The organism is Paenibacillus sp. J22P218 (genome assembly GCF_056269195.1).
Map to the genome: position 1 here is coordinate 552,534 of NZ_JBWDNL010000002.1, position 23,517 is coordinate 576,050.

Consider the following 23,517-nt stretch of genomic DNA (forward strand, 5'->3'; position numbering starts at 1 on the left):
AAGGATGGAACTAGGGCGATCTCTTTCTTCTCCGATCAATGATCTACAAAGCGAGAGGAAGATGGAGCATGAAGCAAGGTAAAGCAGTCGTCGTATTCAGCGGCGGTCAAGACAGCACGACATGCCTATTCTGGGCAATGGAGCGGTTCAATGAAGTAGAGGCGATTACGTTCGATTACGGACAGCGCCATAAGCTGGAGCTTGAGGTTGCCGCTCAGATTACGAAGGACTTAAACGTGAAGCATCATATTTTGGATATGTCGCTCTTGAATCAATTAGCGCCTAACGCGCTGACCCGCGACGATATCGAGATTGAACATAAAGAAGGCGAGCTGCCTACGACCTTCGTTGACGGCCGCAATATGTTGTTTCTAACGTTCGCTGCTGTGCTTGCGAAGCAGATTGGCGCTGCACATATTGTTACCGGCGTATGCGAGACGGACTTCAGCGGATATCCCGATTGCAGGGATGTATTCGTGAAGTCGCTTAACGTAACGCTTAATTTATCGATGGATTATCCTTTCGTTATCGATACGCCGCTGATGTGGCTGAACAAAGCAGAGACGTGGGCGCTTGCCGACGAGCTTGGAGCCTTCGATTATGTCCGGGAGCGGACGTTGACCTGTTATAACGGCATTCCATCGGACGGCTGCGGACATTGTCCGGCCTGTCTGCTTCGTCAGAAAGGGCTTGATGATTACTTGGAGGCTAAGCGCGACAAGGAGGAGGTTAATTAATGCTTCAACAAATTTATCCTTCGGTCGCGCATGATTATAGCTATGAGCTGAACAAAGACTTTCATTTCGCCGCCGCGCACTTTGTCCCTTCGGAAGATGCAGGCAAGTGCCGCCAAACGCACGGACATACGTATTATGCGAACGTGACGGTAGCGGGCGACGAGCTCGACCAGTCCGGCTTTCTCGTGAATTTCGCAATGATTAAGCGGCTGATCCATGATCGGTTCGATCATACGCTTCTTAATGACGATACGGAGAGCTTCAGCGACGGGCTGCCGGAGCGATATCCGACGACGGAAGTCGTGGCGCGCACGATCGCTGAGCTCGTGCAGAATTATCTGGATGCTACTGCCAATCAGCCGCGCGTCTTGCAGGTGTTTCTTCGCGAGACGCCTACAAGCTATTGCGTATATCGGCCGAAGCGAAAGGCGGCGGCAGTCGATGAGCGCTAATTCGAAGCTTATTCCGGTACTGGAGCTGTTCGGCCCGACTGTTCAAGGCGAGGGAATGGTCATCGGACGCAAGACGATGTTCGTCCGCACAGCCGGCTGCGATTATCGGTGCAGCTGGTGCGACTCCGCCTTCACCTGGGACGGCACCGGCAAGGACGATATCCGAATGCTCGCAGCGGATGAAATTATAGGGAAGCTTTCGGCGCTGGGCGGAGACTGCTTTGATCATGTGACGATCTCAGGCGGCAATCCTGCTCTGCTACCCGCCCTCGGCGAATTAATTGATGGGCTGCACGACCGGGGGATTCGTTCTGCGCTTGAGACGCAGGGTAGCCGATGGCAGGACTGGTTCTTGGACATTGACGATCTGACGCTGTCGCCGAAGCCGCCGAGCTCCGGCATGACGACGGACTGGGCCGTACTTGACGATATTGTGGGCAAGCTTCAGAGCAAGTCGCGCAGCTTCTGCTTGAAAACGGTCGTATTCGATGAGCTGGATTTGGAATATGCGACATTCGTCCATCTCCGTTATCCAGGCGTACCGTTCTACGTACAGGCGGGCAATGCGAATCTGCGAGAGACAGAGCCTGCGCGAATGCTGCCTTATTTGGTAGAGCGCTATGAATGGCTCATCGAGCAAGTAATGCACAATACGGAGCTGCGCAGCGTACATGTGCTGCCGCAATTGCATACATGGGTTTGGGGCAATAAGAAAGGCGTTTAGAGCATGAACGATTTTAGAACAAAGTTGGAGGGTATCGGTTATGGAAGGAAGAAGCAAAGAAGAGCTGAACGGCGTGACGCTGCTTGGCAATCAAGGAACGAACTATATTTTTGAATATGCGCCTCAAATATTAGAGACGTTCGATAATAAGCATCCGAATAGGGACTACTTCGTCAAGTTCAATTGTCCCGAATTCACGAGTTTGTGCCCGATGACGGGGCAGCCGGATTTCGCGACGATCTATATTTCTTATATTCCCGATGTCAAAATGGTAGAGAGCAAGTCGCTAAAGCTGTATTTGTTCAGCTTCCGCAATCATGGCGATTTCCACGAGGATTGCATGAACATCATTATGAACGACTTGATTGCGCTCATGAATCCGCGTTACATTGAAGTATGGGGGAAATTTACGCCAAGAGGCGGCATTTCTATCGATCCGTATTGCAATTGGGGCCAGCCAGGCACCAAATACGAGCAAATGGCAGATTTCCGCCTTATGAATCATGATCTCTATCCGGAGAAAGTAGACAATCGATAGCGATAGATGAATCCGGGGGAGACGAAACCGAATAGGAGATTAAGACGTTGTCTATGAAACACAACAAGCTGCGCGAGGCAGCGAAGGCGGTTACGGTAATTCCGCGCGACTACCTCCTTGTGATGGAGGACAACATCCCTAAGGATGATGCGCGGGAACGCGGTTATATTTGGGAGCATCCAGAGCGTTCTGAAGAGCGCATTGAGATCGCGCTCGATCTGGACACTGCTGCGCTGCTCGAATTGCGAATCGAATCCGCCAGTCAGCCGGCCGGGCCGCGCAAGTGTCCTCTGGAGGATGTAAAGGCGGTTACGGATGCTTTTCTAACGAAACATGCAGTTGATCCTTCTCGACTAACATGGGTGCATGTAGAAGAAGGAGTAAGCTGCACGTATATGACGTTCAGGGAAGAAGTCGGCGGTGTTGCGCTGCCGGATACGGGCTGCGAGCTGACGCTTGACGCTGAGCTGAACGTAATCAGATATCGGAATTGCTATAGCGCTGACAGGCCTGCAAGACCGGAATGGCCGAAGGAAATAGCGACTGCCGATACGATCAAATCACGGCTTCGGCGTGAGCTTCGCATGGAGCTTGCGATAGTTGCCGTGCACCCTGCTGTCCATGAAGGTTATGCCGTCGATGCAGATACGAATGATGATGATGACGCATACAGGCTCGTCTATGTTCCTACTGATGCGTGGCGTATGCTTGATGCGGCGACCGGCCTTGATCTATACGAACCCGATCACTACCGTATGCCGCCTAGCTTCCCTATCTTGAGTAGAGAAGGAGACATGCGGGCTCCCCTTCGGTATGCGGATGCTGACCGAGCCGAGATCGAAACGAAGCTAGGCGTGGATAGCCGGGCGCATAGGCTTGATCGCAGCCGCGACGATGGCGAATTCATTACACTGATTTATAGGCACAAGGATGAGAAACAGCCAAGCACAGAGGCGGAAGCTCTGTCGGTTGACGGTTATATGGAGCGGAGATGGGGCGAGCAACTGCGCAACATGAGTGCTTCGCATAGACTTCGGTTCGAGAAGTCGACCGGACGTCTTATCGAGTACGGCTGTTATAGCCGCCGATTATATGATGCACGTACGGAGGGTTTGAAGACGCCGCTAAGCCGTCCCGAATGCTGGCGCCGTGCGAAGCAATTTATGGAGCTTGTGTTTCCCGAGTACGATCGCTACCTCCAGTTGCAAGAAGCGCACGCCTCTGAGGATGGAGAAGCCGAAGCCGTTGAGCGGGAGTTCTTTTATTTGCCAGTATATATCGATGACGTGCCTCTTCATCTGGAGCGTGTCACGATCAGCGTCAGCACAGCAACCGGAGAGGTGCTGCTCTATAGCGGAGTATCCGCGCATCTGCTCCATAAGCTGGAGCAGCATAAGCTTGAGCCGTCACTTACAGCTGAAGATGCGTTGAAGCCATATTTGGCCTACAATCGGCTGCGATTAAGATGGTACTTAGATCAAAATCAAGATCAAGATAAGCCGCTGTCCGCCTATCGGCTTATTTATGAATCCATAGCCTCCGAGGACGAGCTGCCCTTCGAGGGCAGTCACAGCAGAACTTTACGTTATATCGATGCGGTTAGCGGCGATCTTATTTGGGATAAGGTCACAAAACGCAAATAATTAGCTGAACCGCGCTTCAGCCTGACGTGCATGGAATGCCGGATCGATGGCAAACTAAAGGTTAATAATGGTACTATGTATTCAAATGCAAAGCTAAAGGATCAAATAAGAGCGAGCAGCGAGCCATGTGAGAAGGCGCGGGATGGGTGGCTGGTTAGCTGGCAATCCAAGGTGAAATGAGCGGACGCATATGAACGGAATCGTAGTCGTAATCGGGATCATCTTATTAGTGCTGATCGTGATAGCCGTGCTGGCTGTCATTAGTGTTTACTTCTATAACCTCGCGATCAAGCGCGGGTCCAAAGATTTTCTTAGCAGCAGCGGGGACCTGGTTCAGAACGACGGGGGCGGCGAGGCAGAATCGGCGATCGACCTAGGGTTGCATGAGGAGGATGTGCCTGCCGCGCTCGAGCTGGACGGCGTACAATGGGTAGACAGCCAGAACCCTCAGATCTGGCATATTACGACGAAGGATGGTCTTAAGCTTCAGGGCTATTATTTGCCGGCCAAATCGCCTACCGCGAATACCGTTATTTTGGCGCACGGTTATTCGTCGAAAGGCAAGGATCTAGGGCTTATCGCTCGTTTCTATTACGAGCAGTTCGGTTATAACGTGCTGATGCCGGATGACCGGGGACATGGAGAGAGCGAAGGGAACTACATCGGCTTCGGATGGGTTGATCGGAATGATTATTTGCAGTGGATTCGGAAGACGGTGGATACCGTCGGGGAAGAAGCACGGATCGTCCTGCACGGCATTTCCATGGGCGGAGCGACCGTCATGATGGTTAGCGGAGAACCGCTTCCGAAGCAAGTCAAAGCCATTATCGAGGATTGCGGCTATACGTCGGTGCGCGACCAATTGGCGTACCAGCTAAAGCGGCTGTACAAGCTGCCGGCTTTCCCTATTCTGCAGGCTACCAGCTTATTGACGAAGCTAAAGGCCGGTTACAGCTTCGCGGAAGCGTCGGCGCTGCGCCAATTGGCGCGGAACAAGCTGCCGATGCTGTTCATTCACGGCAGCGACGATACGTTCGTGCCAACGGAGATGGTTTACCGGCTGTATGACGCTTGCCATACGGAGAAGGAGCTGTACGTCGCGGAAGGGGCTGGGCACGGACTCGCTTATAGCACGAATAAAGCTGTCTATGAACGCAAAGTCCATGATTTTATAGCCCGCTACGTCGTATAGCGTTGCTTGCAACGTTGGTCGGAGGTTACCTAATTACGATTAGCCTGTATTTCATACAGTCTAATTGAGCTAATCGCCTGTTAAGTGACTCTTGAGTGGAAAACATACAGTCAAAACCGGCATTTGAGTCCTCGTTGGCCATCCTCCGTCCATTTGACTGTAGAAAATCCAATCAAACTCTCATATCGTCTCGTTTTTAGCCTTTTGACTGCACAAAATCCACTCATGAAGCTCAAAACAAACAAACACCCCTTCAACAGGGGCTGCGATAAGCCGCCTCTAAGAAGGGGTGTTTTTTAATCCAACTGTCCGTAACGTTCAAGCGCCATATTGGCCGTCTTCAGCATCCGGCTCTTTAAGTAATCGCCGTCTACGAGTCTAACCCGCTTGCCTAGAAAGCGAAGCTTGGAGAGCACATATTCCTGCTCTTCGCCGGGGAAGGTCAGGCGGATCGTGTACAGATGGGCAACGGCATCGTATTCGACTTTCTTATCGAAGCAGGAGAAAGCGTAAAGGATACGCGACAGCTCTTCGTTGTATTGCTGTACGACTTCGATCGCCACCGTCATATTGCGTTTGTCAATCAACCGGCGAATAGAAGTTTGAAGCTGTTCATACTGCGAAGTCGGCAGATCCATTTCTTGTATATCGACAATCTTGTTCAGCCTTGTCGTAAGCAGCCTGCGGCGGCTAAGGTGAAACCATAGCAGATACCATTCCCGCTTCACCATCGAGTATTCGAGCTTATAGGGAACAGCGCTCTGGCGAGCGTTAAGGCTGCCGTCCTTCGTGAGGAAGCTGAGCGTGATCCCGCTTCGATTCATAATGGCTCGCCGCAGTTGGCGCAGCAGCGGATGGTACACATGGACGACTTTGCTGCGTGCCTTCTCGCTGAGTCGGTCGTCCGTTCTCAGCACGGGATCAGCCTCCAGCATTGTCAGCAGCTTGCTCAGCGTCTCCGGAGTGAACGCGTGCTGCGAGGCAGCTTCGGACAGCATCGTCTTCAGCCAGCTCCTCTCGTGAGCGGTAGCTAGGAATGTGCCGGAGTCGTCCAGCTTCGAGATGACTTGATAATTGAAAATTTTCTCAAACGGATTCATAATACGACTTCAACTCCTTCCATTCCTCGATCATTTCCCGCCGCAGCTGGGCTGGCTCCAGCACCTCGCAGCTTGAACCGAAGCTTCGAATCCAAGGCTTAATCTCCAACGTGCCGTTCACTTCAATCTCGTATAGAAAGGAGGTTTCATCCTCCTGAAAAATGACTCCCCATTGCCCTTGATGAAGCACGCGCTCCTTCACGAAATTACGCGAGCCGTCGCCGGGATTGAAGAACCGCAGCCGAACCGTAACGCGCCTTCCCGTATCGATGAGCCAGGAATAAGCGATTTTCTCCTCCAGCTCGGCAAGCTTCTGCTCGAACAGCTCGGCAGGAGCAGATACCCCGTGATCCGCCATTTGGGTGACGCCTTCCAACCGGTATTTGCGAATGTTATGCCGCGCATGGTAGGCGAGCAAGTACCAACGGCCGTATTGATGATCGTATACGACCTTCAGCGGCAGCGCCCTCTCCAATACGCCCTCGGAATCTCGTTCGAATAGCGGGTTCGTGTTCTGCGAAGCATAGCTCTTCTTTTTTTTCGGCGAGAAGTAGAGAAACGTAACGTATTTGCGCTGCTCAATGGCGGCTAGCAGGCTGAACAGATGAGCCTCATCCAGCAAGCGGGAGTAATAATGATATTTATATAGAAAAGCGCCTAGCGCCTCTTGCTCCACGTTGCTGCGCAGCAGCTGCTTCTTCAGGCTGTCGCGCAGCAGATAGCCTTGGAGCGATGGAACCTGCGTATTCGCCATAACGTCTACGAAATCATACAGATCCAGCCACTCATCCTCTGTCAGCTCTGTCAGCCAATCGTTATGAAGGCGGTAGCGGGATGGGCGCGGGCCGGGAGCTTTGCGAATGACGCCGACCTGCTCTAAGTACTTCAGGTCGGATCGAATCGTCTTCTCATCGGGCAGAGCCTGCTCCTCCGGTAGGCTTGCGTAACAAATATCGAGCAGCTCCATCGCCGTCCGCGCTTGGTCGCTCATCGCCGCGAGCAGCAGAGATATGCGTTCGCTCTCCGACTCCTTAAGCGACTTGGCGCGGAATAGGAAGAGCAGCATCGGATCGGCCCTGTCGAAGTAATTGAACCGGATCGTCTCCGCCAGCTCCTTGCTCTGCTCCGCGGGAAGCTGCTGGTGAACCGAGCTTACGATTTCTTTAAGCCGCTTCAGCGTTTTATCGAAGGTATGTACCGAAATGCCGAGCCTGTCGGCGAACTGCTGACGGCTGTAAGCGCCGCTCGTTAGCGCCAGCATCCGCAAAAACTGAATTTCCTTATCGAAGCTTTCTCTTGCCATGTTCGTTTTGCTCCTCTCCAGGGGCGTCCTCATTTATCCATTGTATCATCGAATTACTGATTTGATTATGCTTTGTAATACTTTCGCCATGTTCGCAGCTAACGAAATGAGTCAAGATAGAACTCGTAAGACGCCTTAACCTACAACATTCGAATCAGACATTAACGATACACGGACATAGAGTCAGGAGGAATGACACAATGGAGCTTCAATCGAACCATCCTTACAAAAATCACGGCGGCAATCACTACGAGCTAGAGCTTCCGAGCGGCAAGCTTCATCTGTTCGCCAACGAGGAAGTGCTCGCTTCTTTCGAACCGAAGGTGTTCGAGATGGCGAACAACAATCTGCATATTCCGCGCAACGTCTATATGAGCTACACGCCAGACGCGCATGTCGGAGTAGGAACATGCATTGGCACGACGGCGGTATGGAGCATGAAGGACGGCTGCGTATCGCCCTCGATCGTAGGCTCGGATATCGGCTGCGGCATGCGCGTTCATATAACGCCGCTGCATAAGCGCGATATACAAAATAAAGAGATTCGCCGAAGCCTCATTGCGGCAATCGAAAAATACGTCCCGACGAACGAGCGCACGAATACGAATTACAATGACATCGATATTATGAGCGTCGTAAGAAACGGCCTCAAAGGCTTGCCGGACAAATATATTCCGAATGAGCAATGGCTGACCCACGTGGAGCAATCTACGTTCCCATATGATCACGCTTATCTCGAGCAGATGCCTCCCAAGATTCGCAAGCATGCGCATGGCCAATTAGGGTCGCTGGGCAGCGGCAACCATTTTATCGAGATTCAGTACTTGGAAATTAACGAGGAGTACGAGGCTGTAGCGGCAAAATGGGGCTTATTCGACGGGCAAGTCGTCGTCATGATCCACTCCGGTTCCCGTTCTTGGGGAGCAATGGTAGGGCGCGAGCATAACAACGTCATTAAGGAAGCGATGAGTCAATGGGGCGTCAGCAATCCCGACCCGCAGCTGATCTACGCGCCAATCGCGAGCCGCGAAGGGCAGACGTACCTGAATCTGATGTACTCCGCGCTGAACTTTGCGGTAAGCAACCGCCATATGATTGCTTACGGCGTACGCGAAGCGTTCAAGGAAGTGTTCGGCGAGGGGATGGAGCTGCCGGTGCTGTATGACTTGATGCATAATTACGCGCTTAAGGAATTCCACCGCAATCAACCGATGCTCGTTCATCGCAAGGGCGCGACGCGCGCGTTGCCGCCAGGCCATTTCTTGAACACGGCAGCATACAAGGAGACGGGTCATCCTGCGTTAATTCCCGGTTCGATGGGAACGTCCTCCTACATTATGGTTGGCCGCGAGGAAGGAATAAAAAACTTTTATTCCATCTGCCATGGAGCGGGGCGGGCGAGATCGCGCAAAGCGACGAAGCTGCTCGTCACGGTCGACCAATTCGAGCAATCGATGAAGGTCGGTACGGACGATGAGGTGCTCGTGAATCACCGCTCGCTTCAGAGCATTCTCGATGAATGCCCGCAAGCCTACAAGGACGTCGATCAAATTATCGACAGCGTTGTAGGCGCGTCGTTAGCCGGCGTCGTCGCCAAATGCAAGCCGATGGCTGCGATCAAGGGCATCTAGTTTTTTACGCTTACCAATGCGCTATTAAAGATAACATCAATAATAGATGAGGTTAGCGGCAGGGGTGGCATACCTTGGCTGGGATTTCATAGAGTCCCGCAGTGCTCGCGCATGTTATGCGCTTGTATGCTGTATCGCGCATCGCCTCGCTAATCTCCCACATGTAGTATGAAGCAGGGGTTCGATTCCCCACGTGCCTTTCACGCACGCTCATGGTAGAGCACTCGACTTTTAATCGAGAGAACCTAATCCTATTCACGACCAGCCTCGGCAATTTTCACGGAGGGCTTCCATAGACTCCGACTGAAGATGGACTAAGCAGCCGTGCGGATACCGATTAAGGAACGCATGCTCCATCGCTCACGCCTGACATACCGCGGTGCAAGCGGCAAGCGAGCTTGCCGCCGCTTATGGATGGCTGCGCGCATGAGGCACGCCGCCCTTCTTCTTAAGCCCGGTTCCGTCTCATCGACAGGAAAATTGCCGTCCAGGCCAGGTCACCCATCAACCGAAATGAAACCACATGTAAAGAGGTGTTGATATGTTTAATAAAGTAACGATCAAAGACGACGAGCGCGGCTTGCTGTTCAAGAAAGGCAGCTATGTGAAGCATTTGCCGCCAGGCGTCTATCGCTATACGAGGTTTTCCGAGGAGTCGATCGTCGTGCTGAATGCAGCGAAACGATTCGATGTGCCGAATAAAGATTTGAATCTTTTTTTGAATGATGCGGGGCTGCTTGCGGAACTGACCGTCATTGACGTGCAAGACTATGAATACGGGCTCCATTACCGGGACGGCAAGTTCGTCTCGTTGCTAACGGCAGGCACATACGCATACTGGAATATCCTGCATAAGCATACGTTCGTAACCGTTGATTTCCGAATTCCGGAGATAAGCTCCGATGTTAGCTTGATCGCCTTGAATAAGCTGCAGGGCTATTACCAAATGTCGGAGGTCGCAAACCATGAGACGGGCTTGCTGTTCTATAACAATGTGCTTAAACGGGAGCTCCGTCCGGGCAAATATTATTTTTGGAAAAGCCCAACGTCCGTGCTGGTGAAAACATTCGACCTGCGTCAGCAGCAGCTCGACATGACGGGTCAAGAGATTATGACGGAGGATAAGGTAACGCTTAGGCTTAACTTCGTCTGCCAATATAAGATTGTCGATCCGCTTAAGGCGTTCGCGATCAAGTCGTTCGAGGATCAAGTGTATATCCTGCTCCAGCTTATATTGCGAGAGTATGTCGGCACGATGAAGCTTGACGATCTGCTGCGCATGAAGCAGGAAATCGCGGCGTTCGTCCTATCGCGCCTGAACGAGAAGAGCGACAGCTATGGCGTGGAATTCGTATCGGCAGGTCTTAAGGACATCATCTTGCCAGGCGAAATTAAGGACATTCTTAATACGGTGCTGCTCGCGGAGAAGAAGGCGCAAGCCAACATCATTACCCGCCGCGAAGAAACGGCCTCGACACGGAGCCTGCTGAACACGGCGAAGCTGATGGATGAGAACGTTACGCTGTACCGGCTCAAGGAGCTAGAGTTTCTGGAGAAAATATGCGAGAAGATCGGCACGATCTCGCTTACAGGCGGCGGTAACGTGTTGGAGCAGCTAGGCTCGCTGCTTAGCGTGAAGGGCGCAGACAAATGATGAAGCCCAGACGAAGAGGCTGTCTATCGGTGCTGTTGAACCGTTGTGACAGCCTCTTCGCATCGTTCCGCCTCATTATGATATAGTAGGGTAATAGAGAAACAGGCGACATACGAAGAAGGCGTGAATGTATGAAAAACTTGCTAGTAACGGGATACCGGGCGCATGAGCTGCAAATTTTCAACCAGAAGCATAAAGGGATCGGTTATATTCAGAAGGCGCTGACGAACAAGCTTATTCCTATTATTGAGGATGGCCTGGAATGGGTCATTACACCGGGTCAATACGGCGTTGATCTATGGGCGTGCGAAGCCGTTATTGCGCTCAAGGAGACGTATCCGCACCTGAAGCTGTCTATTATTGCAGCGTATAGCAATCCCGAGGAGAACTGGAAGGACGATAAGAAGGAGTACTTTCAGCAGCTGCTGAAGGGCGTCGACTACTATTCCTCCGTCAGCAATCAGCCTTATAACGGCGTATGGCAGCTGACGGCGAGAGATGATCTGTTATTCCGCAAAACCGACGGCATCCTGCTCGTCTATGACGACGATGCGGCCGAGGGAAGTCCGCGCTATATGAAGCAGAAGGCGCTCAAGAAACACGACGCTGACGGATACGGCTATTACACGTTAACCTCCGAGGAAATTCAAGATGCGGCGAATGAAGAGAGCTATTCGCTTATGGACGATGATCGAACCGCTGCAATGGATGAAGATACAGGCGATCCGTATGGACCAAACGATAATGGACGAGGAGAGTTGCCGGAATGGTGAACAAATGCGCCGCGGCGTTTGAGGCTTGGCTGAGAGAGCATGCCGATCCGGAGCAGGCTGCGCCGATGGAGGCGTATATGCGCAATCAGTTTCCGTTTCTAGGCATTCGCAATCCAGAGCGGCAGGCGCTTACACGCGAGTTCTGGAAAGCGAATCCGTTGCCGAAAGGGGACGAGCTGCGCGAGACGGCCCTTCAACTGTGGAGCTTGCCGGAGCGGGAGTTTCATTATACGGCGATGAGTCTGCTGGAGAAATACGGGAAGCATGCAAGCGAGCGGCATATCGATGTGCTGGAAACGCTTGTGACGCAGCATTCCTGGTGGGATACGGTCGATTTCATCGCGTCCCATCTCATCGGATGGCAGCTGTCGGCGTATCCGCAGCTAGTGGCGGACTATCCCGATCGCTGGATAACGGGCGACAATATGTGGCTGCGACGGTCGGCGATATTGTACCAGCTGAAATACAAGCATAGCACCGACTTCGACCGTTTGAAGGACTATATCGAGCGCTGCAAGGACGACAGCGAGTTCTTCATCCGCAAGGCGATCGGCTGGGCGCTTCGCGAATATGCGAAGACGGACGCGGGAGCGGTGAGCCGCTACGTTGCGACAGCCGGTTTATCGCCGCTGAGCGAGAAGGAAGCGATGAAGCATTTGCGGTAGAAAATAGCAGGCAGCCCCGATGGTCGGTGAAGACCTTCGGGGCTGCCTGCTTTTTGTTAGATTAGCGCACGGTGTAGAAGATCGTCTCTACGACGGGCTGCTGGCCGTTCAGATCAAGCAGCGACTCCGCGCCTTGGGCGGAGAACTTAACGCCCACGACCGTACCGACAGAGGTCGTCGGCAGCTTAAGCGTGACAACGTTGCCTTGCAGCGTCGTTGTGCTCGGGCTCAGCTTCTTGCCGCTTGCCGTTACGATCTCGAAGGCGCCGGCAGGGTTGCCTTTGACCGTTTCGCTAAGCGTAATATACAATCCCGTCGACCAACCGTCGACGGCTGTAATATACGGCCTTGCGTTATCGCGATCGGAGCCGCTGAATTGAACGGCGGCATCTTGCTCGATGAGCTTGCCTTGGAGATCGGCGATATCCTCGTCGTCCGCCTCATAGGACAGCTTGTAGCTTCTGTCTTGGCGAAGCGGTCCTGCATTCTCGGCATTCAGATGAACAGTCACTTTCTGCCGGTCAGCTGAGAGCTCGTAGAGCGCATAACCGTCGTCCGTAATGCGGACGTTTGTTTTATCCGATTCGTTGTAGAGCGAATAGACGTCGTTGTCCGCTCCTGTAACGGGCTCGCTGAATATAATTTCGAAATTGTATCGATCCTTCACGGTAACCCCTTGAATCGTGGGCGCTCCGTTCTGCTGGTCGATGCCTTGGAAGGAAACGACATACGGCGAGTCGCCCTGCTTCGTAACGAGGCCGTTCCAGCCGGCCGCATCCGTAACGCCGGAGACGAAGTTCATGCGGTAGGTTTTGCCGTTCGCTAATCGATCGCCTAGGTTCAGCGTTACTTCGGTAACGATTCGATTGCGGTCGTTCAACTGGTCTCCGTTAATGCGCACCGAATCATCTCTGTCGTTCGTCAGACGGAAGCTGTCGGCACTCACGTTTTTGACCGGCTCGCTGAAGTAGACGGTAACGGCAGTTGCGTTGACCGGTACGATTCTTGTCACATAAGGCGCGCCATTAGCCTCATCGACACCTGCGAAGCGCGCGCTGTTCGCGTTGTTTGCCGTTTCGAGACCCGGCAGTCCAGTCACCTTCGCCACGTAGACGTGGCCTTGCTTGAACAAGGAAGGATTGCCGTTATCTCTCGTTGCGAATTGGACGCGGATGATCGTGTCGTCACCTGGCTTTAGCGACGTATAGACGCGCCAGCCGGACATCGATACGGTATTACCGTTATCCGTCACGATGTCGATGTCGATAGAGCTTAACGAAATGCCGGCAAGCGAGCGGGTGAAATCGACTTCAACGGTGTTCTCGTTCAAGGCGATGATCGATTGCAGGCTGACCGCAGGCGATTCGTAGCTGCCTTCTCCGGCGAAGACGAGCTTCGTGTTCGCGGCGATGGCATTGCCCGCCTTATCTTTGACGCCATTGATCGTAAGCGTATATTTTTTGCCTCTCGTCTGATTCGTCGTCGTAAGCGTTACCGTCTTGTCATCTTCGTTGTATGTTGCCCGCGTTGGATTGTCCAGTCCGCCGTCAATATCATAGTTGTCTTCGTCATTCGCGGTTCCGCTATCGAGCGCTTCGCTGAACGTAATAACGATCTTATTGCCCTGCTGCGTGAACTTGGTTACGGCCGGAGCAGTTCTGTCGACTACGGCGCCGAAGTACAGATCGCTGCGGGAATCCATCGTATTTCCGGCAAGGTCTTTAATATTTTTGACCGTCAGCGTATAGACTGTTCCGGACTCCTGTTTCTCGGTCGTAATCGTAACCTTCTTGCGGTCTGAAGACAGGTCGATGCCCGTAATGTCGAGATTGTTGTTAAAACGGTAGTTGGACCAGTTCTCGGCGGAGCTTTCCGTAACCTGTTCGCTGAATACGAGCTCAATCTTCGCCTCGCTCGTGATTTTGCTGGATGTGATGCGCGGTTTAGTCGTATCTCTCGGCGGTTCTGGATCGCTCTCGTACACTTTGTAGCTCCAAGTATCGCCGTCAACGGTAAGCCGGTACGTCTTGCCGCTTGTTTGCTTATCGGTCGTCAAGGTGACGAGCGTTCCGAAATCGCTTAGCGAAGCGCGTTGAATGCGGACATCTCTGCCGTAATCGTCTCTCAGCTTGAATTGGTCAAGCGATATTTCCTTGACGGACTTGCGAAGATCGACGAGCAGCACGTTGTTCGATATGGAGACGATTGAGTTCACCTCGAGCTTCTCGCGCTCCGGATCTTTGTCCGGATTCATATCGATATAGACGGAGTAAGCCGCCTGTACAAGCTGCGAGCGCAGCGCGTTCGTGCGGTAGTCGGATTGCGGCGTGATCCAGCCTTTGTTCAGCGCGACGCCGACATCGCGTTTCGCCCATGCGGAGACGCTGCCGTATACGGTGTTGGAAGCATCGCCGGATGCGCCGTAGCCGCGTACGAGAACAGCTGCCAGCTGCTCGACGGTTACGTTCGACGTTGGCGAGAACTTTCCTTTGCCCACGCCTTGCATAAGGCCTGCTCTGGATACGGCTTGTATTTCGCCATAAGACCATCTTGTCTTAAGTACGTCGGTATAAATCGCTTTGGATGAGTCCTCGGTCAGATCCCACAGTCTTAACAGCACAGTCGCGAATTGCTCACGCGTCATGGTCGTATAGAGCTGCGAGCTTCCGTCTGCAAAGCCGGTGAATATGCCTTCATTGACTAAGAAGCGGTACTTCTCCTCCGTGCTTAAATCATCGGCTGCCGTAGCGGCAGCAGGCATGACTGCAAACAACAAAATGGCGGACAGTAGAACTAACAATAATTTTCGGATAGCTCATTCCTCCTTTAAAATAGCTGCAGCGTACGTTTCCACCTATTGGCTTCAATTCCTTGATTAGTCTCTAAAACGAAGGAATGATACAAAATGTTTCAAGCAATAGATGGCAACGCAAACTTTTTTTTGCATGCCGGCGGACGCCCTCTGCTCCTTGCGCTTGAAACTATATGTATTCATCCTGGAGTCGATTCATTACGGCATCGTTCGCGCTCTTCGCGCCTCTTTCGCAAAATGCGCCGGCAGCATATAATGATAGAGAGCACGTATAATTTAGGCCCGGGAGGCAATGACAATGGCTATAAGCAAAGCAAGGAAAGCTAGAGAAAAGCTAGCTAAGCAAGGACGTATCGCGCCTGATCTGCTAAGAGGAAGCTGGCAGGGGGTTAACCCGTTGACCAAACGAAGCGAGACGCTGAAGGAGAAACAGCATAAGCTGCAAAGCAAACATAAGAGGAATCTCGCCGGGTACAGCGATGATTCCTTTTGTTTTTGGAGGGCTAATACGGATGCTGCAGCGAGCGGCTAGGATGGAAAATACGTCTTATCGCGGGGAAAAGGGAGCAGTGGCAGACGATAGGAGGATAAATCCAGCTTATGCTGAGGAGGTGGGCAGTTTTGGATTTCTGAGAGAGAGTTTGGTGAAAAATAGGATGGAGAGAACGTCTTATCGGGGAGGCGAAGCAGAGTTTGAGAGGAATAGGATGGGAAACGCAGCTTATGCCGCAGGCGGTGGATTGCAGGCGGCAGAGTGGAGTTAGAGCTGAAGAGGCATATTAGAACTTGCTAAAATATGTCTCTTCAGCAGCTATAAACGAGTTTACATCAGGAACGTGCCGATGACGATCGATACGCCGATGATGATCGAGCGCAGCAGCTGCGCGACGGCCATATTGCCCTGAGCAATCTGATCGCACACTTTGAAGCGCGGCGTCAGGAAGTCGAAGATGATATAAACGAGACAAAGAATGACGATGCCGATACCCGACCAAATGAGCATCGATACCCAGGAGTCCGAGCTGAAAGACACCATACCGACGATAATGCAGAGGCCGAGCAGCTTGCTGCCCATATATAAGCCGGCCGCTTCGTTGCCCTTCTCAATTTCCTTGGCATCGTCGTAGCGCGTCAGCTTGCTGAATACGAATGCGCCAACGACGAGAATAACCAAAATAATAACGAGTCCGATGCCGACGTTACCCGCATTTTCCAAAAAATCATTCATCGTTAAAACCTCCTAATCGATATGTAAAACAAATCTGCTTCCAACCGTAACTCCGCTCCGATATCGACCTACTCGTCCTGCTGCACGACGGCGGGGCAGAAGTAAGCCATGTCGCCGGTTATGACGCCGCCGATACGCGGCAACAGGCCCGCGAAGCGTCCGCCTATGACATAAGCGCCTGTAAGCAGATAACCTTCGTATATTCCGGTCTCCGTCTGTACGGAGGTATTCTCCATCGGGACACGCTGCTGGTACACCTTCGGCTGCCCGCTGTAATATTGCTTTGTTTCTTCGGCTTCCTCTGCATCCTCCTGATTGCCCCACTCATCTTGTTCCATCAATCCGTCCGCGCCGTACAGCGCCGTTCCTTTGCCTTCGCGCCCCCAGTAGCCTTTGGCCACGAAGGGAATATGCTCCTGCAAGAAGACGGCGTTCTCAAAATAGGTAGGAAGCAGGTAGGCGCGAATCGCCTCAAGCTCACCGGCGTCAAACAGCGGATGTCCCAGTACGTCGCTCGACAGCTCGTTCCTTTCATGCAAAGCCCAGATCAGTGCCATAAAGCCTTTGCTTTGCGTAATCGCGCTTTGCGGCGGATTGATTAGACCGAGTTTCCCTTCCGCAACGAGCTCAATCAAGGCTTCGCCGACCTCGAAACCGCTGTCTGCGTCGGTATCATGGATTAAATATTCAAGCGGATACAGCCGGTACAAAATACCGATACGTTTGCCGTCGGCGTATAGGCCTTCTCCAGGAATAATCTCAAGCTGATCGAGCGGTACATAGATCGCTTCATGGCCAAGCTCGCGGATGACGTCCACCACATATTCGGTATTGCATTTGTCCTCCAGATGCCAATCATAGCTGCTGCAGGCGATGATGCCGTCCAGTCCCGCTTCACGATAATGGCGGATCAACCCGCCGAAGGCTTCCAGCATGCAATCGCGCATTCCCGTCGCGGCCGAGCGATAAGGCGTATAGCGACCGGCAACGATGTTGCCGAGATAAGCAGCTTCCGGTACGCCCGACGGCGTATCGGTATTGTTCTCGATACATTTCATACCGTCAGCGCTTAGGATCCAATCTTGTCTGGAGAGTCCGTGTGCAGGCGTCTCAATTCTCGCTGCATCGACCAAAGAAGGGTGAATGCCAAGTTGCACCGATAAAAAGGGGTCCGGCAGGCAGCGCTGGGCGAACCGAAGCGCTTTCCAATAAATGCGGTCCACAAGCTCGGAAGCGTTTCGAAGCTCCTCGTATTCATCGCGCGCATACAAGGTTACGGAAGGGAGGCAATATTGCTTGCCGTACATCCGGTGATAAGGAAGGCGATCTGCAAGCTCGCCTTGGAACAGCTCTTCCGCCGTAAGGCCCAGCGGGATAACTCGCTGCATGGCGTTATCCTCCGCTGCTGAAGCCGGAGCTGCCGAACCCTTTGGAGGAGCTGGTGCTGGACTTGATGCTGGACGATTTTTTTATTTTTTTGCCGCTGCTAATAATCGTAGTGCCGTCATCGTCGCAATAATTGTTGTTGTTGAAATCATCGCAATCGTAGCTGCTTGCGGTATTGCAGCCGCTTAACGCGACCGGAACGGTAAGCATGAGGGCGAAGGCGAGCGCCTTCTGGCTGTTCGATCGCCATTTCGCAGGACGGGAAGGCTCGCTGCTCTGCGAGGCCATCTTCATTATGTGCTCGTCTTTCATTTACAGATTGACTCCTTTCAAAAATACGACGATTTTGCTGCGGTCCATATCATAAATGGTATACACCGTTTCGTAGGTGCTCCGCTCTGAGACGATGTAATGGTCGAGCAGCAGCTGTGCGAAGTCTAACGGACTGGCTGGCGGCCTCATTGCGAGCACGCACGGGTTGAACCGATAGCCGTTCCATAGCAGAAACTCGGCTTCCAGATAAGGAGAAACGCTGCAATTTTCGTAGAGAGCGGTTCGTATCGCCGTTCCATAGATGGAATCGTCGAATTCGCTGTACGGCTTCATATAAATAAGATGCTGCTGCCCGTCCTCGGATTCATTGGCCGTGTGCTCATACAAACCGTTGCGCACGGCGGTTGCGTTGACGAGCTTGCGGACGAATAGCTCCCCTTGCGATACGGTTGCTTCGGCAATCGTGCGCAGGACGCGCTGCTCGTATTCGGACCACTCCACATAGGATAGAGGGCTGGACATAGGTTAGGACCGCCTTTCGGATCGGATCTTCTGAATCGTATCTTCGTTGGAAATGACGAACAAGCGAGCGTCTGCCGGAATTGTCGTATCCAGCTTGCGGTTGATGCTCATATCCGTTCGGTCGGCGATAAGCGTCGCTCCTTGGCGAAGAAGCGCGGCGAAAGCGTCGCCATAAGTTTGCCAGGCAGGGTCGGGCTTGATGTCGAATACGTCCTCGCCGTATTGCTTGCTCAGCAGCTGTGTAAACAGATAGACGCTGCCTTCCTTCAGGGCGGAACGTACGGCGAGCCTCGATACGGCATCATGAGATAAAATAAAATCATTTACTTGTACGTGGCGGAAATTGAGAATATGCTTCTCAATCACGATTTCTACCGTCGTATGAACGGCCGGCGCCGCTTGCTCGATGCTGGAGACGATCAAGAGCGACTTGCCGTCGATCAGCGATGCGTCGTCGATGCGCGGATCGGCGAAAATAATAGCGGAGCGGGCCGCATGAATATTCGCCATCGCCAGCACTTCGATCGAGGTTGGATCGCCGCTGACGAATTGCACGTTCGGCCGATCATAAGGATGTTTCTCGGCGTTATCGATAATGACAATATGTATGCCGGGTTCGGAGCTGAGCAGTTCTTCGATGGCTAGCTGCGCTTTTTTGCTCCAATTAATGACGATAATATGATTGCTTTCCTGCACCTTCAATGTGCCGCTCTCCCTTCTCCTATGGAAACTGGCGACCCCGTCGATGATTTTGCCGATCATCAAGCTCAGCAGCCCGATGCCGAATACGTATAGAAACATCGCGAGCACTTTGCCGGGCACCGTCTTCGGAAAATAATCGCCGTAGCCGACGGTCGCGACCGTCGTCATTACCCACCATACCGCATTAAACCACGTCCCGAACGTCTCGGGCTCGATCACATATGCGAGAGCAGAGCTGATTGCCACGAGCGCCAGCGTGAGCGCGGCAATCAAATAATGGTTCAAACGCACGAGCTTGAAGGCAAGTTTCATTATGAGCTGCATCGTAGCCCCTCTTTCCTATTTCCTTCTCTATTAACGCAAAATAGGTTATGCCCGTTTCATAGATAGTAAGGGAATATTTGAGACTTGTCACGGACAACCTTGCGGCCCGAAGCATAGTATATAGCAAATTTATTTGAATTTGGGGTGACAAAATATGCCGTTAGTCTTACTATGCTCAATTTGCGGAATACTAGGGTCGGTCGTTACCTTTGCTTTTGGCTCATGGATTGAATCCCTTACTCTATTAGTAGTGGCGATGGGAGTTGATTATGTTACCGGCGTAACGGCATCGATCAAGGAAGGAAGAGGGCTTAACAGCGCATTCGGCGCTTGGGGGCTTGCACGCAAAGGGTTAATGCTGCTCGTTATTTTGCTTGCGCACCGCATCGATATTTTATTGGATTTGAATGATGTGACGATGGGTGCGGCAATCTACTTTTATATCGCGAACGAGCTCATATCCATAACGGAAAATTACGGACGAATGGGGCTGCCGATGCCTGATCGCCTGCGCGAGCTTATCGAGGTGCTTAAGCGTAAGAAATAAGCGCATTGTCGGATAGGGCCAAGGCTGCGATTGGCAGCAGGAAGTTTTTTCTCTATTGCATGAACAAGCTGTCATTGGATATAATGAGAACAGATGTTCTTATCATGCGGCTGTGCAAGGAGGGAAAGCTATGGCCGTAAGCAAGGAAGAAGGACGCAGCGAGGCGAAGGCGGCTTCGCATCCGCCCGTTCAGACCGACGAGGAGCTGGAGCTGGTGAAGAGATATGAGCTGCTTGGCATCGTCATGCGGATACTGGATCATGACATTCGGGTGATCGGGACGGCTTCGATCAAGCTGCCAAGGCTCTATGAGTCGATGCTGCGCGGGGTGCAGGATCGGGTGTTGCTCGATTTGTCCGCCATTAGGCGGCAATTCCGCGAAACCGGCATTAAAGTATATGAAGAGAAGCAGGAGGCGGACGGATTAAGCGCGCATTACATGTGCCGGGGCTACCATCACCGCTTCTTCATGCTGTGGGGCTTCGTGAAGGCCGAGTCCGAAAGGGTACTCAAGCAGTATTTGTCACGTTAATTCACGAATTGTTCATGGTTTTGTCAAAAAAACAAAAAAACTTTTCCTCTTTGCTCAGTTTAAGGTTGAGAACTTCGGACGATCTTATGTAATATAAGAGGTAGACATTATGATCGCAAAGGGGAGCACGTAGCAATGCACAAATGGATTATGTTCGTACTTTTTACAGCGGCGTCGTTGCTGGGCGTTTATATGCTCACATTCGGCTTGCCGGCCAAGCCTGTTGACGAGGCTGCCTCGTTGCCAGAAGGCGTATCGTTACTGAAGCTTGTGGCATCGAATGACTTCACGTTCGACCAAGAAACGTACACGGTGAAGGTTGGCGACAAAGTTAAGATGAAGCTTGAGAATAAGAGCGGCATTCACGGCGTTCACATTAAAGATCTGCAAGTTGAGCTTGACAACGACCACCCGGAAACAGACCTAGAGTTCGATAAGCCGGGCGAATATTTGATCGAGTGCTCGATCCCTTGCGGACAAGGCCATACGACGATGCATGCCAAGCTGGTAGTAGAAGCTGCATAAGCAGCTAATGCGATAATGAACAATGGAAAAGGAGCCGAAAGGCTCCTTTTTCAAAGTTATTAGCGTGCACTGCGGCGACGGCTGCTTTCCCGGCCCGAGAAGATGATCTTGTCGGCGATAAAGCCGAGCAAAGCCCAAGTCAGCACCGTCAAGACATACATAAGCAGGACGCTCACCTCGTGGATATCGACGAATAAATCGACGACCCATGCCGGTGGGCTGAACATAAAGAAGATCATGTTATGCGGGTCGTAGCCCGTGTAATTGAACAGGCAGATCGCAAGTCCGATCAGCGTTGCCGCTAAAGTAACGGGATAGCGCATTCTAGTATCAAGCTCCTTCGCCGTAAAGTTGCAGAGATTGCCCTTATACGGATGCATAGGGTATGATGTGTCTTAGGTTATTATGCGACAAATGATTCGATGTCATGCGAATGCGAACCCATTCAGAGCAGCAATTAGAGGAGGAACAGCCGATGCTTACACACATCGTTTTTTTCAAACTGAAGGACGGAAGCGCTGAGAACGTAGCAAACACTGCACAGGTGCTAAGAGATATGGAAGGCAAGATCGAGGTGCTTAAGTCGATTGAGGTTGGTATTGACGTCCTTCATTCGGAGAGATCGTACCACATTGCCTTAATTACGAAATTCGACTCCTTGGAGGCGCTTGACGAATACCAGGTGCATCCTGTCCATAAAAAAGTAATCGAGCATATGACGCAAGTGCGCGAAGCTTCCGTCAGCATCGACTTCATAAGCTGAAAGGCGGGCTGTACGTAACATGGAAGAACAGATCAGCATGGGCGATGTATATGAAATTATGACTTATTTGCTCGTTATTATATTGAGCAGCATTATTATGGTGGCATGGCTTAAACGGAAAGCAAAGAAAAAAAAGCAAGGCTGAAGGCAGGCGACGACAATTGTATTATGTAAATCGCGAGCAAATTGAGGTCAGGCTGCAAGCAGTGCCCGAGATCGCAGCGGCATTGCATGACGTTGCATCGAACTGGCAAGCGACATTATTGCAGGGACTTGCGCAGGAGCGCGCGCTGCATCTGGCAATCGAGACGGTAACGGATGTTGGAAGTTATCTGATTGACGGTTTTATAATGCGCGATGCGAGCAGCTATGAGGATATTATAGAGATTACGGGCGAGGAAGGCGTTTTTCCGGCGGACATGCTGGGGACGTTAATTGAATTGGTCAGGCTTCGTCGGCCGCTCGTCCAAGAGTATTTTGTATGGCCGCGCAGCGAGCTGCATCCGTTGTCGGAGCGTATCGCGAAGCTGCTGCCGGAATATAAGTTAGCGGTGGAGCAATATTTGGATCGAGAGCTATAGCGTGTAATTGTTGGCCGTTTGCAATTGTTAACACTTGCAAAACGGCCAATTTGCGTTACAATGACGCTAATAGATGTGCAAGGGCGGTGAAGGTTTGAAGCGCAACGATACGAATCGCGCAGCAAGACGGACAGTAGACAATAACAGTGACACTTCAACGCGACAGCGTCTATTGCTGCTGCTTCGGACGAAGGGACGGATGAGCGCCGGTGAGCTGTCGGAGGAGGTTGGGCTGACGGAAATGGCGATACGCCGCCATATGTACGCCCTGGAGACGGAAGGCAGCATTCATATTGTTTCTGTACGTCAAGCGATGGGCAGGCCGCTGCACGCTTATGAACTGACGAGGCAAGCCGATGAGCTGTTTCCGAAAAATTATCACCTGCTCGCTCTCGACTTGCTCGACGAGCTGGCTAATAACCCGGATACGGCCGGGCTGATTGATGTGATGTTCGAAGGCAGGAAGCAGAAGCTGCTTGAGAGGTATGAGCCGAAGATGGCAGGAAAGAATCTCGAGCATCGGGTTATCGAGCTAGCGGCCATTCAAAGCGCCGGAGGGTATATGGCGGAGCTGGAGCCGCAGGGTAACGGAGCGTATATGCTTAATGAATATAATTGCCCGATTGCGAAGGTGGCAGGCAAGTATCAGCAAGCGTGCAACTGCGAGCTTGCTTTGTTCCAAGCGCTGCTGGATGCGCCTGTCGAACGGACGGAATGTTTAGCTAAGGGCGGCGGCAAGTGCAGTTATAAGATCGGCTAAAGTGAAGTGTGGAATAAGAGGTCGTTCCTTGGAATCGTGTGCGGATTCCGGGGAGCGGCCTTTTTTGCATGCGCCTGTGTCAAGACAAGCCCATGCTGCTTATACTGTCATTACGCAAGTGGGCATTCGTCTATATGGCACTCACAGGGT

At 52.2% G+C, this 23,517-nt stretch carries 27 protein-coding genes; 18 read left to right on the forward strand and 9 right to left on the reverse strand.

The features are described from left to right. The first annotated feature begins 68 nt into the window (after positions 1–68). From queC to AC0YN0_RS11230, 6 genes are all read left to right on the forward strand, one after another. On the forward strand, positions 69–737 hold the full coding sequence (gene queC, locus AC0YN0_RS11205) for a 7-cyano-7-deazaguanine synthase QueC (protein ID WP_475821350.1): 669 nt from the start codon (positions 69–71) through the stop codon (positions 735–737). After that, positions 737–1,189, forward strand: coding sequence for a 6-carboxytetrahydropterin synthase QueD (queD, locus tag AC0YN0_RS11210; protein WP_475821351.1), 453 nt, complete (start codon positions 737–739; stop codon positions 1,187–1,189). Before queC ends, queD begins: the two co-directional genes overlap by 1 nt. Continuing rightward, complete coding sequence (queE, locus tag AC0YN0_RS11215) at positions 1,179–1,913, forward strand: 7-carboxy-7-deazaguanine synthase QueE (protein ID WP_475821352.1); 735 nt, start codon at positions 1,179–1,181, stop codon at positions 1,911–1,913. Before queD ends, queE begins: the two co-directional genes overlap by 11 nt. 40 nt (positions 1,914–1,953) lie before the next feature. Next, complete coding sequence (queF, locus tag AC0YN0_RS11220; protein WP_337103747.1) at positions 1,954–2,451, forward strand: preQ(1) synthase; 498 nt, start codon at positions 1,954–1,956, stop codon at positions 2,449–2,451. Positions 2,452–2,504: 53 nt separating this feature from the next. Continuing rightward, positions 2,505–4,094, forward strand: coding sequence for a YcdB/YcdC domain-containing protein (locus AC0YN0_RS11225; RefSeq protein ID WP_475821892.1), 1,590 nt, complete (start codon positions 2,505–2,507; stop codon positions 4,092–4,094). A gap of 190 nt (positions 4,095–4,284) precedes the next feature. After that, positions 4,285–5,286, forward strand: a complete 1,002-nt coding sequence (locus tag AC0YN0_RS11230) for an alpha/beta hydrolase (protein ID WP_475821353.1) — start codon at positions 4,285–4,287, stop codon at positions 5,284–5,286. 296 nt (positions 5,287–5,582) lie between these two features. On the opposite strand, the gene AC0YN0_RS11235 is transcribed toward AC0YN0_RS11230, so the two are convergent. After that, positions 5,583–6,386, reverse strand: a complete 804-nt coding sequence (locus AC0YN0_RS11235) for a WYL domain-containing protein (protein WP_475821354.1) — start codon at positions 6,384–6,386, stop codon at positions 5,583–5,585. After that, positions 6,373–7,689: a helix-turn-helix transcriptional regulator gene (locus AC0YN0_RS11240; protein WP_475821355.1), complete on the reverse strand. Its 1,317-nt coding sequence runs from the start codon at positions 7,687–7,689 to the stop codon at positions 6,373–6,375. The genes AC0YN0_RS11235 and AC0YN0_RS11240 overlap by 14 nt, the downstream gene beginning before the upstream one ends. 200 nt (positions 7,690–7,889) lie before the next feature. Here AC0YN0_RS11240 and AC0YN0_RS11245 point away from each other — a divergent pair, with 200 nt between their 5' ends. The 4 genes from AC0YN0_RS11245 (at position 7,890) to AC0YN0_RS11260 (ending at position 12,412) form a co-directional block, all read left to right on the forward strand. Next, complete coding sequence (locus tag AC0YN0_RS11245; protein ID WP_475821356.1) at positions 7,890–9,320, forward strand: RtcB family protein; 1,431 nt, start codon at positions 7,890–7,892, stop codon at positions 9,318–9,320. Between the two features lie 541 nt (positions 9,321–9,861). Beyond that, positions 9,862–10,974 carry a slipin family protein gene (locus AC0YN0_RS11250; RefSeq protein WP_475821357.1) on the forward strand — a complete coding sequence of 371 codons (1,113 nt, stop codon included), beginning with the start codon at positions 9,862–9,864 and terminating at the stop codon, positions 10,972–10,974. Between the two features lie 131 nt (positions 10,975–11,105). Continuing rightward, entirely contained in the window at positions 11,106–11,747 is a 642-nt protein-coding gene (locus AC0YN0_RS11255) for an SLOG family protein (protein WP_475821358.1), read from the forward strand. After that, positions 11,741–12,412, forward strand: coding sequence for a DNA alkylation repair protein (locus tag AC0YN0_RS11260; protein WP_475821359.1), 672 nt, complete (start codon positions 11,741–11,743; stop codon positions 12,410–12,412). The genes AC0YN0_RS11255 and AC0YN0_RS11260 overlap by 7 nt, the downstream gene beginning before the upstream one ends. 61 nt (positions 12,413–12,473) lie before the next feature. Here the strand turns inward: AC0YN0_RS11260 and AC0YN0_RS11265 are convergent, their stop codons facing one another. Continuing rightward, positions 12,474–15,212 (reverse strand): Ig-like domain-containing protein, encoded by a 2,739-nt coding sequence (locus AC0YN0_RS11265; protein ID WP_475821360.1) that lies wholly within the window; start codon positions 15,210–15,212, stop codon positions 12,474–12,476. 310 nt (positions 15,213–15,522) lie between these two features. Between AC0YN0_RS11265 and AC0YN0_RS11270 the strand changes: the two genes are divergently transcribed. After that, positions 15,523–15,756, forward strand: coding sequence for a hypothetical protein (locus AC0YN0_RS11270; RefSeq protein ID WP_475821361.1), 234 nt, complete (start codon positions 15,523–15,525; stop codon positions 15,754–15,756). A 291-nt stretch (positions 15,757–16,047) separates the two neighbouring features. Here the strand turns inward: AC0YN0_RS11270 and AC0YN0_RS11275 are convergent, their stop codons facing one another. From AC0YN0_RS11275 to AC0YN0_RS11295, 5 genes are all read right to left on the reverse strand, one after another. Next, the gene (locus AC0YN0_RS11275) at positions 16,048–16,452 is read right to left on the reverse strand and encodes a DUF350 domain-containing protein (RefSeq protein WP_475821362.1); all 405 of its coding nucleotides are present in this window, start codon (positions 16,450–16,452) and stop codon (positions 16,048–16,050) included. 68 nt (positions 16,453–16,520) lie between these two features. Next, on the reverse strand, positions 16,521–17,840 hold the full coding sequence (locus tag AC0YN0_RS11280; protein ID WP_475821363.1) for a glutathionylspermidine synthase family protein: 1,320 nt from the start codon (positions 17,838–17,840) through the stop codon (positions 16,521–16,523). Between the two features lie 4 nt (positions 17,841–17,844). Then, the gene (locus tag AC0YN0_RS11285; RefSeq protein ID WP_475821364.1) at positions 17,845–18,150 is read right to left on the reverse strand and encodes a hypothetical protein; all 306 of its coding nucleotides are present in this window, start codon (positions 18,148–18,150) and stop codon (positions 17,845–17,847) included. Further along, complete coding sequence (locus tag AC0YN0_RS11290) at positions 18,151–18,633, reverse strand: hypothetical protein (RefSeq protein WP_337103731.1); 483 nt, start codon at positions 18,631–18,633, stop codon at positions 18,151–18,153. 3 nt (positions 18,634–18,636) lie between these two features. Continuing rightward, on the reverse strand, positions 18,637–19,659 hold the full coding sequence (locus AC0YN0_RS11295; RefSeq protein WP_475821365.1) for a potassium channel family protein: 1,023 nt from the start codon (positions 19,657–19,659) through the stop codon (positions 18,637–18,639). Between the two features lie 154 nt (positions 19,660–19,813). Between AC0YN0_RS11295 and AC0YN0_RS11300 the strand changes: the two genes are divergently transcribed. The 3 genes from AC0YN0_RS11300 (at position 19,814) to AC0YN0_RS11310 (ending at position 21,263) form a co-directional block, all read left to right on the forward strand. Next, the gene (locus tag AC0YN0_RS11300; protein ID WP_475821366.1) at positions 19,814–20,206 is read left to right on the forward strand and encodes a phage holin family protein; all 393 of its coding nucleotides are present in this window, start codon (positions 19,814–19,816) and stop codon (positions 20,204–20,206) included. A gap of 130 nt (positions 20,207–20,336) precedes the next feature. Continuing rightward, on the forward strand, positions 20,337–20,738 hold the full coding sequence (locus AC0YN0_RS11305) for a YhjD family protein (protein WP_337103728.1): 402 nt from the start codon (positions 20,337–20,339) through the stop codon (positions 20,736–20,738). Positions 20,739–20,873: 135 nt separating this feature from the next. Beyond that, positions 20,874–21,263, forward strand: coding sequence for a cupredoxin domain-containing protein (locus AC0YN0_RS11310; RefSeq protein ID WP_442050561.1), 390 nt, complete (start codon positions 20,874–20,876; stop codon positions 21,261–21,263). Between the two features lie 59 nt (positions 21,264–21,322). On the opposite strand, the gene AC0YN0_RS11315 is transcribed toward AC0YN0_RS11310, so the two are convergent. Then, positions 21,323–21,586 (reverse strand): hypothetical protein, encoded by a 264-nt coding sequence (locus AC0YN0_RS11315; RefSeq protein ID WP_475821367.1) that lies wholly within the window; start codon positions 21,584–21,586, stop codon positions 21,323–21,325. Between the two features lie 152 nt (positions 21,587–21,738). On the opposite strand from AC0YN0_RS11315, the gene AC0YN0_RS11320 reads away from it, so the two are divergent. The 4 genes from AC0YN0_RS11320 (at position 21,739) to AC0YN0_RS11335 (ending at position 23,367) form a co-directional block, all read left to right on the forward strand. Further along, the gene (locus AC0YN0_RS11320; RefSeq protein ID WP_337103725.1) at positions 21,739–22,026 is read left to right on the forward strand and encodes a Dabb family protein; all 288 of its coding nucleotides are present in this window, start codon (positions 21,739–21,741) and stop codon (positions 22,024–22,026) included. Between the two features lie 19 nt (positions 22,027–22,045). Beyond that, the gene (locus tag AC0YN0_RS11325; protein ID WP_475821368.1) at positions 22,046–22,171 is read left to right on the forward strand and encodes a hypothetical protein; all 126 of its coding nucleotides are present in this window, start codon (positions 22,046–22,048) and stop codon (positions 22,169–22,171) included. A 16-nt stretch (positions 22,172–22,187) separates the two neighbouring features. Continuing rightward, the gene (locus AC0YN0_RS11330) at positions 22,188–22,607 is read left to right on the forward strand and encodes a DUF86 domain-containing protein (protein WP_442050558.1); all 420 of its coding nucleotides are present in this window, start codon (positions 22,188–22,190) and stop codon (positions 22,605–22,607) included. A 94-nt stretch (positions 22,608–22,701) separates the two neighbouring features. Then, positions 22,702–23,367 carry a helix-turn-helix transcriptional regulator gene (locus AC0YN0_RS11335; RefSeq protein ID WP_475821369.1) on the forward strand — a complete coding sequence of 222 codons (666 nt, stop codon included), beginning with the start codon at positions 22,702–22,704 and terminating at the stop codon, positions 23,365–23,367. The last annotated feature ends 150 nt before the right edge of the window (positions 23,368–23,517 follow it).